We start from the raw sequence: 12,923 nt of genomic DNA on the forward strand, positions 1-12,923 counted from the left end.
TCTACAGATTTTAGGAGAAGTAGTACTATCAATCTTTTAATTCTTTCAACCTTAATAATATCTTCGCTATCGTCCCATTTAAAATAACATCTATAAATAATCCCTCACTAAATCTATCTCCTCGAATATAGCTCGTCATCAATTTCCTAAGTGTTTCTAAGTCTACATTCATTAAGTTGTCATCTATACGGTTTCCTACGTCTTTATAAACCTTATTGTCATTTATCCATTGACTCCAATCAAAAACCATTAAATCGCGAAAGCTCATAACTTCTTGGGTTTCACATTTATATCCATCTATTTCATTGTAAAAAATACTATTGGGGTTCTGAAAAAACTCCAGGTACTTGAGTAATTTATTCATCTCTATATTTGTTATTACTGAATTATATGCCATGGACTACGCCTCACTCATGGATTAATATTTTGATAGAAATTTATAATGTTTCCATCGGGGTCTCTAAACCAAAAAGAGCGTCTTCCCCATGGATAGGTCTCAGGTAGTTTTACGAATATTACATTTGCGTTGCTTAGCCGGTTAAATTCTTTATCAACATCATCTACTTCGATTTCAATCGTGCAGCTACCATACCCAGCATTCAGAGTACTTCCTGGAGCCATGTTCTCCATTCCTAGTTTTGAAAATATATCGATATGACTACCTTCTAATAAAATTCTTGCATTAATTTCATCTCCTACAGCCTCTGCTTGCAGAATCTCTTTGTAAAATCCCGCTAGATAAGTTACATCTTCAGTTATCAAGCAAATCCCATTAAATTTCATCATATCTTCTCCATTTTGTTAGAAATTCTACAAAGTTATTATTGTATTCATGGTTACCGAGGTTTCACATAACGTATTACGTATTCACGAATCCGAGAAACTTAAGGCTCCGGAGGAACCGGCCACAACGTGGTTAGGTTAGTAGGGTTGTCCACTTCCAATAAACATGGTAATGCTCTCATTGCTTTCCGTGATTTTCAGAGTATTGCAACCATGGTATTTGCCCAGTCCTGAATAATTACGCCATTATAATTTAAAGACGATCGGTATGTCACTTGTCCTTTTTCTCCAGATCATGTGATGATTTCTTTCACCCCAAAAATTCTCAAACAAATAATCAGGCTCTCCAAATTTCTTTTTCCAAATCTTCTGCGCGTTACCGTATCCACTATCAAGGCAAAATTCTTCTATTCCTCTATTTCTTAAGGTCAGAAGCATTACATTAAATAGCAATCTTCCTATTCCTTGTTTCTGATAATCGGGAAGTACAAATACAGTTCCTACCTCGACCAACTTTTTCAATGTGCCATGCGTGCATTCGTTAATTAGGTTACTGGATGGACCATACTCAATGGTTCCGATAACTTGGTCATTCGTGACTGCAAGTAAAAAAACTTGTCCGCTCCATTACTTTCAAAATCTATATCGAGAGACTTTTTTTAGCCTCAATTTCCATTTCTATATCATCTAGTAAATCTGATAAATTCTCTTTAGCAAATGTATCTACAATAACGTTCCTAAAAAATTGATGTAATTCCTCAGCATCGTCAAGTCTCGGTCGCCTTATTTCTACGTTGCACACGAAACGCCCTCCTAAAGATTTGAAATAAATTAAATAATTTACATAGAATTTAATCATTATATTTATTAAGCTGATTTCATATTTTTCTTTTATTTATTTTCATCAAGTCTTACTAGTTGATTCATTTCCATTGATCCTTCATCAGTGATTCATATTAGTTTTCCATCTAACTCTTCACAGCAATAGCATCAATTTGAATGTTGAATCCAATATCACTATTGAATACTGTTCTAGCTGGATATGGTTCTGTAAAATAGTCTTTATAAACCTCTTCCAACATCTGCGGGGTTATCTTTTCGTAATTCAAAATAACCGTTACTTTAACTACATCTTTAAGGCTTGCCTCGACTTTCAATAATACCTTTTCAAGATTTTTTATGGTTTGTCCAATTTGATCTTCAAAAGCAACATCTAAATTGTCTGGTCCTTGGCCTGCAACAAAGATAGTTTTGTCGATTATCACGGCATCTGAATAGGCTAATGGAAGCCCCGATTTAATATATTCTTTCATCACACACCACTTTCAATTCGTTTATTATTATTTGCGTTAATCAGTGACTTGTCTAAACAACTCCCAGAATCTATTTAATTGTGTCATACAGATCTACCTCAATATTGTTTATTTCCTTATGTCCCCACTCATCTGAAATCTCCAGATGCCAGGATTTCTGCAATCTTTCGAGTTTATTTTCTTCGATCCAATGATGTAGTTTTTCATATGTGTTTCTAATATCAGAATATGACCCGTTATGTCTTATGACAGCATATTTTTGTTTAGGGACTACTACTGAAACCATGCCCTCTGGAATCTGTATACTTGTATTTACTTCAACACAAACCCAGTAACCATCTTCCTCTTCTGAGAAATCCCCAACAAAAAATGCCCCAATAAGTCTTATTGGCCTTACAACGTCATTAATCTCGTTCAACCTTTCTTTAAGCACAAGAGAAGCCTTAGGGATTTCATTGACATATTGGTCACCAGGACACACCACTCTTAAACCAACTAACTTCATTTCATTGAGTTCGACTACTTTCACAGGAATCACCCTCTCGCATTTTTTTCGAGATACCTCCATTATTTCTTGCCAATAATAATTGTTGCATATTTACTATCAGTCTCCTGAATCGATTGAATTTGAAAACCAGTTGATAGAAAAAGACGAACATATTCATCCAATTCAATCGGGTAAAGCTTTATCTTCCTACTACCATAATCAAACCACTCATCATCTTTACTTACCGATAAAACAAATAATCCGTTATCCTTAAGCGAATTGTAAATATTAAGCATCGTTTTCTCTTTATCTTCTATGTGCAAAAATGTCAATACACTATACGCTAGATCAAAAGTACCGGGGCGAATAAAATCATTAATATCTGCCATTACTAGCTCTATGTTTGAAAATGCACTTAAATTAGACCTAGCTCTATCCAGAGTCTTTTTTGAGATATCAATACCAACAAGAAACTGACAACCTGCATTTAAAACCGAGTTAGCTAACCTACCTGTTCCAACCCCAACCTCTAATACGATTTTATTGTCAGCTTTTAGTGCATCAAAAAAAATTGGACCATCCCATCTATTCATATAAGCTTGTAATAATGGAGGGTCTTGTAATGGATCATTGCCCTCATCAATCAGCATTTCATAATGCTCGAGAGTGCTAGTAATCTTCATGAGTATACCTTCCCCTTTTTAATAATGTTTTTATATCTCTATGCCCATGTCGTATAACGTTGTTGTATCTATGAACCCGGATAAGATTAAAGGAGCTCAAGCGACTGGATCCGACGGACTTAGCTTCGTAGGATTGTATGCTGGCTACACTTCCCTGCCACTCACTTCTTCGAATTACAATCAGGAAATCATTAATTCCATTTGTATTGCAATTTTTTTTTTGTCGTCTTCTAGTTTTGTTATTCTTATGTCGCATGGTTTAAATCCATTTTTATAATAAAATGCTAATCCTCTTGAATTAGTATTGTGACAAGATAACAGCAATTTCTTAATACCATACTTTTCTTTAGCTTTATTTATCATTACGTTCAACAGGACTTCTGCCGTGCCACAACCTCTATACTTTGGTGATACAATTACATTCCCCAACCAACAAGTATCCTCTTCAATGCCATATAAATTAGCATAGGCAATTAAATCGCCCGTGTATTCCTGAACTATAACTGTCGGTTCAACACGATTCTCAAGTAGTTCTATTATTTGGTTTGGAGATAGAGGGAATTTAAATTTTGGACTTACGTAAAGTAATTCTTCTACTGATTGTGGAAACATACAGATTGCTTCTAAGTCTTCATTCGATAAGGTTCTATAGGAGTAAATGATTTTCATCTCCTTTTGTTTGATTTTGGACGGTTTCGTTTAACGTTTTTTACTTGACGAAGTTCGTTTCCCTTTGAAAGCTCTTATCTTAGGGGAATGGATGTGGCTGACTGATAAGGCATCCCTACTGATAAACTTCAAATACATCCTCTTCTTCAGCTTCGGTCGGACCAACCGACGATGCCGCTCAGCGTGAAAACGGTGATATGTGACGTCTCAATTCTTCATTGAATTTGCTGAGGCTATCAGTTCTTGTTTATCTATCTTTGACTGCCCTTGATAAAGGAAATATACAAATCTGTATGTTAAATCATTCTTTATCCACCATAGAGTTTGGGCAGTACCATCTTCTTCATAATATCCTTTAATATTATTGTTCAAATTTAGACTTTCTTTACCCAATGCAATATTATCTTCATTATAAATCTTGCGAGTTTCTTCAAATGTAATAATTAAATTATAGAGTTGGTTCTTTTCTGTATTTCTATAATGAAATACTACTTCCTTAAACTTCCCATCTTTACTATCATATGATTCTAATGACGCCGTTTCATTTGTTATATTAATAGGGATATAAGTCGGATTCTCCGGAACAAAAATTAGTTTAGATTCGATAAACTTAACTGACTGTTCATTAAAATGTTCATAATTTTTAGTTAAGGGTTCAGAATTATTCATACAGGATGTAATAACAAACAAAATAGATAAAGTAATTAAGTATTTTATTATCTTCATTTAGGTCCCCTTATTGAGATTTCACATAACGTAGTTGTGTTCCCGAACCCGAAAGGCTCAAAGGAGCGCAGCGACTGGGTCCGACGGACTTAGCCTCGCCGGGTTGTCTACCAGATTCCCCTTCATTGAAAAACCTTGAGCAGACCAAGAAGCAGACGCAACGCAGTAGGATAACGGTGTTATATGATGAGATACCTTCTTCGAGTATCGTTAAACAGCGCTCTTTATTATTATTTAACTTTTATTCAGTTTCTGTTTTGATACATGTTTTCAAGTGTGTTATTATATATTTATTAAAGACCAAGTGCGACAAACACTTGGTCAGTACAATTGGCTTGGATGGACTAATCCCTTCTAAGTCTTAGAGGAATAAAATCCCACCTTCGGCGGTCAACCATTGGGTGGGATTTTACTTTTTCTTGTTGTTATTATTAATGTAGGTTAAAAGTGCAAGGATGAACATTCCAAATAGGAACATCATCGTTATTGCATCTTTTACTTCCATGGCTTCACCTCCTTTCGAAGGGAAACCATACCCACCCAAGATTCAATTGTTATCTATATTTTACCTTTCTTCCCATCTGCGCACAAGTGTTCTCATAGATTTGAATTTGTTTTTTATGATTATTATATTCTGCATCACTTTCATATTTGTTGTGTTCCTGAACCGATGGCTTAAAATGCCTCGGACAGACCTAGACACTGCGGGAACACGGTGTTATATGAAGTCACACCCTTCTTCGATTTACATTTAAATCAGTCTTTCCATAATCTCTTTGTTTCTATTAAATCTTCATCATCGAATTCCATCCTATATATATCGGGTTTCGAAGTCTGTATTAAAAAATCAAAATCGTATTTACTGTCAAAGTATCCCATCATCAATGTCATTACCATGCCATGAGTTCCTATTACGACTTTCTGTCCTTTATACTTCTTTAGAATTTCTTTCAAAGCTGCTACAGAACGATTCTGACAAATCGTACTAGATTCCCCTCCAGGTAATAAGAAATTCGAGTCAGAAAACATCTTCTTTACAGTTGGATACAATTCCTTATCAGCCATAACCTTGTCATCACTTAAAAAAATCATTTCTCTTAGTTCTTCAAAAACTAATATCTCTTTATCAAATGACTGAGCTAATTCCTCAATTGTTAGGATAGCTCTACGATATGGACTTGAAACGTACGTATCTATTCCCTCATCTATCAATAATTCAGTTACTTTGTTGGCATCCGACCTTCCTTTGTCAGTAAGCCCTCGTGTTCTCTCATTTCCTTCTGTTTTTGGTGATTCGCCATGCCTCACCATGTAAATATAAGTTTTCATAAAAACCTCCGTGGAATACACTCAAATAATAAATAGCTGTGACTTCTTATAACCTTTTCTTGCATTCAGGAACCCAAGAACCTTAAGGCACGTAGTGCTGACCGCTGCGCGGTAGGTTCGCGTGGTTGTCCGCCTTCTTCAACTTCTCCGAAATTCCCCCTAGCGATATCGAAGCAACGTTAATATGGTGTTATTGGGTGTTTACGCCTTCTTCGAGGTATTTACACATAGGTTTTGAATGTACCTGATTCTCCGAGAAAATCTTTCCTTGTCGATCAGAATCATCAGGAATATTACCAGGCTGAGTTGTATGAATGGTTTTATCTTCAAATGGGTTATATTTATTATCCATGTCATACCTCCAGAAAAGTATTTGATGTTTATACGATCTAAATCGCTTTTTGTTTCCAATTATGGAGAAAATGGAGAGTGCATGATTAATGGGGATTTTAATTACTCATTTGTCCTTGCTTACTTTCATCTAACGTTCTTGTATCACGAATCAGGGAAGTATAAGGGAGCATCAGCGACCGGGTCCAACGGACTTTGCTTCGCAAGGTTGTTCCTCCTCTGCTTACCACTTCGACGAACCAAGGGCAAAGCCCGCAGCGTAGATACGGTGTTATATGATACAGGACACATCGTAGTCTTTCCCCTTAAAAACCAACCATAGCTCGATACCCTCCACCTTTATGGAATTGATTTATTTCAGTTACTTCACTTATATATCCCTTACGATATCAGGTTCTGTTATATCAATATTATTATTTCCTTTATACATTTCCTTAGGAGTAAATACTGTAAGAAGTAATTCTTCTCCTGGTTTAATATTTAGTTTATTATTTTTAGCTTCGATTTTAAAATCATTTCCTCTAGTCTCGTTTACAACTTTAATAGGAAAACTTAAATATACATTATTCTGTACTATAATTTGTCTAGATTTGTTCTGTAATCTTAACGTATACAGTATTCCGTTAAGTTCTTCTTTCTGCTCTTTTAATTCCAATCTTATGTTGGCAATATCCTCAGAAGTAACTTCTTTATTATTACTACAACTTACGATGGTTATTAAGCATAAGATGACAATGAAAATAAAAAATAGTTTTCTCCCCACTTCCTGAATCCCCCCAAAAAATATATTGTCCGGTTGCGACGTGGTTAGGTAATGATGGGTTGTCCCCTGGATCTTCTTCTCTGCTTCATACTCCTCGGGGGACCTAGAGAGCGACAGCGATATGCGTGAATGCGGAGTTAGCTGATGTACCTGATTCTCAATCAAAACATTTTATGAGATCTTTATTTGTCCTTCTGCTACTCTTATTAATAGTGAATTGATCTTTTCAATTACTTCATCTATATTTCTAGTTTTAAAAAGTAAAATTGGCTTTCCCCAGTTATTTGTTAGTGTATCCATATCCTCTGATTGCTTGACAAGCGTTAATGTATATTTGCCATCAATATTGTGTGCAGGATACCAACCCAAATCTAAAATTACGTTATAATGCAAATTCGACATTTGTAATATGTCTTCATTTAATTCCCATAGCAAGTCACTTTCTTTCCTAATATCATCGAGATCAACCCTACAAAACGTATTAAAGTCAACTTTCCAACCAGATGGAATTTTCAATGCTACTAATTCTAATTTCATCCTAATCATACCTCTTAGAGTTTTTAGATTTTTTAATATCTATTCATGTACTTCAGCAAACATTTTACTTAACGTATGTATCCAATTACTTCATTTAAATTTTCTATATCCTTTGGAGAAATCTTTAATGTCGTCTGTGGTACACCTGTGCCCCCATAAACATATGGAAATCGATATAATTCTCTATCAATAATTGTAGGTAAGCCTAGATTAATTAATGATACGCTTCCAATCTTACTCCCAGTAACTTGTTCAACTTCTTGTGGTTTGGCCAATTTAATCTCTTGTACCTCTAATAGCTTTTTTAATGATTCCAATCCTACACGCCCATAGTCACCTGAAATGATCAGTGAGTAATAGCCTTTTTCTGTCTTTAAAATCAAAGTCGGGGCAGTTTGTCCAATTTAAATACCAAAATACTCTGCGCCTTCTTGAGCCGTATTAATTTGTTTACTATGATTTATGATTTCATAATCAACTTGGTGATTCACCAGAATTGCAATTAACTTATCCATAGTCTTCCTACTCTCTTCTGGATTTTGTAGCGAGTGCAACGAAGCAGAAAAACGCTGTTATACGATGTCAGTGTCTTCTTTGTAAGAATCTCAATTTTAGTTATCTTTAACTATTGTGTTCCTTTAGCTTAAGTGCATTTCTTCACGATACCATTAAGTCATGCCCATCAGCTTGAAATATTCTAAGTACTAGAAAAGAAAATACACTAATGTTACACCAAGGACTAGTACTATAAGTGAAACAACATATTGTTTTGAACCCTTTCGATAATTCCAATCTATAAATGACTGAAAGCCCAGTGCCGTGATTATATATAACATCCAAAACCACTTCATAACATCACTTTGTGAGTTATCTGTAACAATAATAACAATGACAGTAATAATTCCAATGAGGGCAAATATAATCTTACCCGAGAAACTAACTTCCTTTCCCTCCTCAGTAAGTTCTTCTTTTTCACTTCCAATAATCCATATTCTCAAAATTAAATGAGAAAACCAGAGAATTATACATATAAATCCAATTGCAATCCCCATTAAATCCCTCCCTAATAATACAGAGTATTAATTCGTAATCCTACTTCGTTGGCTGAAAAGTATCTATGAATTATTGGCTAGTATATATTTTTCTGAAGTATGTTACTTTGGGTAGACTAAGGGGGCTTGCCTCCAGTGTAGATACGGTGTAATTGGATGTTAATACGTTCCTTGAGAAGCCATCAAAATGATTTCAAAATGTTTCAGACTGTTCTTAATAATAGCGTTTTCTTTTGCGTTGATTTCTTTAATTAAATCATTCATTACGCTTTTTGCCAGTCTATAGTCATCTTCTTTAATATGATTATTATTTAAAGCCTCTTCGAGCTCATCTTCATCCTTTATATTGAAATCCCCATTAGGAAAAACGACTACATCTAAATAAAGATCGTCCCAAAACGGTATTCCTTGTTCACTAACCCCAATACTCTTGGATATATCCACATATGCGTTCATTTTTTTGCAATAAAAAGATTGTGCAAACTTGTGCCTAAATGTTCCGGTTTTCCATTCGTCAAATATAAATACTCCTGCCAACAATCAAATTGATTCGAATTCATTTGGTTTACAGACTCTTGCATAATCGCACTTATACCATCTGTTGCAACATGTTCGATCTTATTCAGTGAAAACTGACTCATAAAACTTTCCATTTCAGTTGGGGTTGAGCAAAAAAACATCCATCATCTAAGTATCCATCCGTACCTAATACAGTAATCGGTGCTTGTTGTATAAGTACTTCAGGATTCCGCTTGATTTTATAAAGATAAGCCCCAGCGCGATTAACATATGCTACGGCAATCGTTCCTCCAGGTTTTAGCACTCTTAGGCATTCCTTCATACAAGTCTTCCATTCTTCCAAATTGCTTAGGTGATAAAGCGGTCCCATGCAAAGCACAACATCAAATGAATGATCCTCAAAACCTTCCATTGCCATTACGTTTCCTAAATAAGCGGTTATCCGAGACTCAAGATTTAAATCATTCGCTTTTTCTTGGATTAGTTTCACATGCTTAGGCGTTAAATCTAATGCCGTTAACATATGTCCCTTCTCTGCAAGATGAAATGAATATCGTCCTGTTCCAGCGCCAGCGTCCAGAATACTACTTCCTGGAATCATATAAGGATCCAAAAACCTTAACGTTAATAAAAATTCAGTCCGATGATAATTGTCCTTCATTAGTCTCCCGTCTTCGTCATACCTTTCGTAGTAATCAATGATATCTTTCATGAAAATCCTCTCCCTTAATTTTGCTGATTTCCAATAACGTTGTTATATTCCCGACCAGTGATTGGCTTAAGGGACGCCAGCTACGTGTCCGACGGACTTAGCCAGTGCAGGGTTGTCTACCTGAATTCGCTCCCCCGAATTATCTTCGGGCAGACCAAGGGGCGTAACCCCTGCAGCGTAGATACGGTGTTAAGTAATTGGATTGTAATCGCCGTTAAAATGAAATTGGTAGTCATTGGCGATACGGATATAGCCAAGAATGCAACGCCACCTATCCCTGTAGAAAACACTGGAGTAATTCTGATTATCTCTATTCCCCTCTGCAACTTGTATTTCTTTATCGTCACATGCTAAAACAATGCCTATATGATCGTGTGAGTCATCCGTCAGCAATTTTTCGTAGATCACGATATCACCGCGTTGAGGAATAAACCCCTTCTGCCCATCAAAACAAAGAAATCCGGTTTCAGGTAACTGCGCCCACTCTAACCAAGCCCCTACACCAGCTAAGCGATAATTACCATTCGGGTATCGAATCGGCATTTGAAATCCAGCTTGCATACAACAGTGATACACGAATGCAGCGCACCAATTGCTCTGTAATACTTTATAGATACCTTGATCAGGCCAATATTTACAGATTTCTCGATATCGTTCATCTCCCGGTATGCCAATGATGTTCTCACTCCCGAGTGCTTCGGCAATATCAGCCAACTTGCTGCGTCTGTCTGGGTTTTCGAGAATCCCTCTTTTGTCACTGTAATCCATCTCGTCCGAAAAATCTTCTGGAATTGCCAATTCACGAAACACATTCCGGAGTCTACTGGCATCCTGCTGCGAAAAGATACGGCGCGTATTCTGAAAGTACAACTGCAGCACATAAGCATCCTTGACGATTTCTTCATATGGACCATGGACCCTACTTCTGTCCTCTTGATGGAAGATTGCTTTTAGAATTGTGGTCAGCTCTTCTTTGGTAAATATATTCATTTCTCTTAATAGAGGTCTTAAGGTATCAGCACTGTTCGGACCAGGAAATTCATTTATTCCAGTTTTATAGAAATAATAATCGTGAAGTAATCCTATGATTGCTGCCAATTCCTGATTTTGACCTCTTTTCTTTGCAAGCATTGAGGCAAAGGTGGACACTCCGTTCAGATGAACACACGCTTCCTGCCTCTGGAGTACGCTAACCATTGACACGATCATTTCTTGAACAAGTACACGAACACTGTCAAGTCGCTTATTTGCTTTTGTTCCCATTCGTTCACTCACTGTCAAATCTTTGCCTCCTCACTTCTACGAACCCGAGAGGTTTAAGGCGCATCGCGCCGGCTCAACGGACTTAGCCTCGCAGGGTTGTTCGCTGATTCAACTTCCCTTTCTACCACTTTTCACGAACCAAGGGCGTAACCCGCATCGTAGATAAGGTGTTGGTATATTAAGCTCATCCCAGTTCATCGGGGATGAGCTTTTCTTTTATACTTAAAAGATTAGCACTGGGTTAAGAACGAATGTGGTGTTGGGACTTAGATCTCGTCACATAAAGTGTTTCAGCCCTAGCAATGTTCATACCCCGATTTAGCTGGTTGGGCCTAGAGCCCGTATCACCGTGCCAACCTGTGGAGAGCATTTGTTTTGGGTCCTAGTGTCATCCAAGGAGGTCATATGAATCAACCTGTTTTAAGTATCGATATTGCGAAGGGGAAGAGCGTTGCCGCTGCCTTCACTTCCTATGGCGTACAAGTGAAAAAGCCCTTCTCTTTCTCCCATTCACCTGATCATGTTTCGTCATTGCTTTCAGTTCTTGTTCAGCTTGAAGAATCTACAACGCTGCGACCAACTGTCGTTATGGAGGCGACTGGTAATTATTCGAAGCCTATTGCTTCTTTCTTTTTCTCGCACGGGTATCCCGTTTTCTTGTTAAACCCCTTAACGACTCATGAGCTCAAAAAGCGCTCTACTCGTAAGGTAAAGACCGATCCTATTGATGCAATTCGAATTGCTAATGCATTCTATTTAGGGGAAGGTACGCCAATCATGCCAATGGATGAAAAGGTCACTGAACTACGGTTTCTCTGTCGCCAACATGCCCAATGGAAAGCTCTTCTTGGTGAAGTTCAGCTGCAATTCCGTTCCATTCTGGATTTGGCTTTTCCGGGCTATGACAAGGCTTTTCAGAACATTTTCAACCCTTCATCCATTCAGCTTCTCACTAAATTCCCTTCCCCCTCAGCTTTACTGACTGCGGACAAAGAGGACGTATTAACCATTCTTATGCTGAATCGAAGAGGTCGTACTTGGAATGAAGATAAATACGCGCAGCTTCTGGGAATTGCGCGGAGTAGCCTTCCTGATCCGTGTGGATCTCAGGCGCATATATTTGCAATGCAGAATTTCATAGGGTTATTCAAGGCTTACCAAGAAGGAATTACAGCACTCGAAAAACAAATGGAATCCTTAGTTCAAGAATCTTCTGCCTACCACCTACTACGATCGATCCCTGGGGTGGGGCCGATTACTGCGGCAATGATTCACGCTGAAATTGGGGACATAAAAAGGTTCCCTTCCGTGAAACAGTTGACCGCTTTTGCAGGGCTGGATTCATCTGTTTACGAGTCAGGAACCTTTAAAGCAAACCAGAATCGTATCTCAAAACGGGGCTCTGCATATCTCCGTACAGCGCTCTACCAAGCAACAGTTGGGGGTATCTCAAAGCAAATCCACGGCCCTCGAAATCCGATTCTATGGCAATATTACCAGCAAAAACGACTTGAAGGCAAACCTGCCAAAGTTGCCATTGTGGCGACTTCAAACAAGCTTTTGCGCATGATTTACGGAATTTTGAGTAACGACGCGCCCTTTCAGAGCAAATAACGGATATTAATAGTTATATTTTACCATTAACTCGCTTCTTGCAGTAGGCTTATTTGAGTCTGCATTCTTTGGAGTTCTGAAATCTTAAATCTGTTGAATCTTGACTTTGATTAGCTGGTTTA

Annotated in this window: 18 protein-coding genes and 1 pseudogene; 1 reads left to right on the forward strand and 18 read right to left on the reverse strand. The window is 37.3% G+C overall.

Annotation, left to right across the window (positions count from 1 at the left end; translation table 11 throughout):
* Window positions 1-28: 28 nt before the first annotated feature.
* The 18 genes and pseudogenes from BVG16_RS22480 to BVG16_RS22555 all read right to left on the reverse strand — a co-directional run bounded on the left by BVG16_RS22480 (window position 29) and on the right by BVG16_RS22555 (window position 11,199).
* Window positions 29-397: a DUF6508 domain-containing protein gene (locus BVG16_RS22480; RefSeq protein WP_078501428.1), complete on the reverse strand. Its 369-nt coding sequence runs from the start codon at window positions 395-397 to the stop codon at window positions 29-31.
* 14 nt (window positions 398-411) lie between these two features.
* Window positions 412-786, reverse strand: a complete 375-nt coding sequence (locus BVG16_RS22485) for a VOC family protein (RefSeq protein WP_078501429.1) — start codon at window positions 784-786, stop codon at window positions 412-414.
* A 243-nt stretch (window positions 787-1,029) separates the two neighbouring features.
* Window positions 1,030-1,585 (reverse strand): annotated as a pseudogene (locus tag BVG16_RS22490) (N-acetyltransferase family protein).
* A gap of 166 nt (window positions 1,586-1,751) precedes the next feature.
* Complete coding sequence (locus BVG16_RS22495) at window positions 1,752-2,096, reverse strand: RidA family protein (RefSeq protein ID WP_078501430.1); 345 nt, start codon at window positions 2,094-2,096, stop codon at window positions 1,752-1,754.
* A 70-nt stretch (window positions 2,097-2,166) separates the two neighbouring features.
* The gene (locus BVG16_RS22500; RefSeq protein ID WP_078501431.1) at window positions 2,167-2,625 is read right to left on the reverse strand and encodes a GyrI-like domain-containing protein; all 459 of its coding nucleotides are present in this window, start codon (window positions 2,623-2,625) and stop codon (window positions 2,167-2,169) included.
* Window positions 2,626-2,663: 38 nt separating this feature from the next.
* A complete protein-coding gene (locus tag BVG16_RS22505) occupies window positions 2,664-3,266 on the reverse strand; it encodes a class I SAM-dependent methyltransferase (RefSeq protein WP_078501432.1) in 603 nt (200 codons plus the stop codon).
* Window positions 3,267-3,446: 180 nt separating this feature from the next.
* A complete protein-coding gene (locus BVG16_RS22510; protein ID WP_332888802.1) occupies window positions 3,447-3,935 on the reverse strand; it encodes a GNAT family N-acetyltransferase in 489 nt (162 codons plus the stop codon).
* A 207-nt stretch (window positions 3,936-4,142) separates the two neighbouring features.
* Entirely contained in the window at window positions 4,143-4,661 is a 519-nt protein-coding gene (locus tag BVG16_RS22515; protein ID WP_078501433.1) for a hypothetical protein, read from the reverse strand.
* Window positions 4,662-5,070: 409 nt separating this feature from the next.
* The gene (gene comI / locus BVG16_RS33455) at window positions 5,071-5,166 is read right to left on the reverse strand and encodes a competence inhibitor ComI (protein ID WP_233147139.1); all 96 of its coding nucleotides are present in this window, start codon (window positions 5,164-5,166) and stop codon (window positions 5,071-5,073) included.
* A 251-nt stretch (window positions 5,167-5,417) separates the two neighbouring features.
* A complete protein-coding gene (locus BVG16_RS22520; protein WP_078501434.1) occupies window positions 5,418-5,990 on the reverse strand; it encodes a histidine phosphatase family protein in 573 nt (190 codons plus the stop codon).
* Window positions 5,991-6,180: 190 nt separating this feature from the next.
* Window positions 6,181-6,342, reverse strand: a complete 162-nt coding sequence (locus tag BVG16_RS32915; RefSeq protein WP_158081757.1) for a hypothetical protein — start codon at window positions 6,340-6,342, stop codon at window positions 6,181-6,183.
* Between the two features lie 369 nt (window positions 6,343-6,711).
* On the reverse strand, window positions 6,712-7,104 hold the full coding sequence (locus BVG16_RS22525; protein WP_144027455.1) for a hypothetical protein: 393 nt from the start codon (window positions 7,102-7,104) through the stop codon (window positions 6,712-6,714).
* Window positions 7,105-7,275: 171 nt separating this feature from the next.
* Window positions 7,276-7,641 (reverse strand): hypothetical protein, encoded by a 366-nt coding sequence (locus BVG16_RS22530; protein ID WP_078501436.1) that lies wholly within the window; start codon window positions 7,639-7,641, stop codon window positions 7,276-7,278.
* Window positions 7,642-7,709: 68 nt separating this feature from the next.
* Window positions 7,710-8,045, reverse strand: a complete 336-nt coding sequence (locus BVG16_RS22535; RefSeq protein ID WP_269845612.1) for an aminoacyl-tRNA deacylase — start codon at window positions 8,043-8,045, stop codon at window positions 7,710-7,712.
* A gap of 300 nt (window positions 8,046-8,345) precedes the next feature.
* Complete coding sequence (locus tag BVG16_RS22540; RefSeq protein WP_078501437.1) at window positions 8,346-8,693, reverse strand: DUF4181 domain-containing protein; 348 nt, start codon at window positions 8,691-8,693, stop codon at window positions 8,346-8,348.
* A 159-nt stretch (window positions 8,694-8,852) separates the two neighbouring features.
* The gene (locus tag BVG16_RS22545) at window positions 8,853-9,233 is read right to left on the reverse strand and encodes a DUF402 domain-containing protein (protein ID WP_233147141.1); all 381 of its coding nucleotides are present in this window, start codon (window positions 9,231-9,233) and stop codon (window positions 8,853-8,855) included.
* A 97-nt stretch (window positions 9,234-9,330) separates the two neighbouring features.
* Window positions 9,331-9,924: a class I SAM-dependent methyltransferase gene (locus BVG16_RS22550; protein WP_078501438.1), complete on the reverse strand. Its 594-nt coding sequence runs from the start codon at window positions 9,922-9,924 to the stop codon at window positions 9,331-9,333.
* A 189-nt stretch (window positions 9,925-10,113) separates the two neighbouring features.
* Complete coding sequence (locus BVG16_RS22555) at window positions 10,114-11,199, reverse strand: CHAP domain-containing protein (RefSeq protein WP_233147146.1); 1,086 nt, start codon at window positions 11,197-11,199, stop codon at window positions 10,114-10,116.
* A gap of 393 nt (window positions 11,200-11,592) precedes the next feature.
* Here BVG16_RS22555 and BVG16_RS22560 point away from each other — a divergent pair, with 393 nt between their 5' ends.
* On the forward strand, window positions 11,593-12,801 hold the full coding sequence (locus BVG16_RS22560) for an IS110 family RNA-guided transposase (RefSeq protein ID WP_078501439.1): 1,209 nt from the start codon (window positions 11,593-11,595) through the stop codon (window positions 12,799-12,801).
* Window positions 12,802-12,923: the final 122 nt, after the last annotated feature.

Origin of the sequence: Paenibacillus selenitireducens, assembly GCF_002021565.1 — a bacterium.
Classification (GTDB): domain Bacteria; phylum Bacillota; class Bacilli; order Paenibacillales; family Paenibacillaceae; genus Paenibacillus_K; species Paenibacillus_K selenitireducens.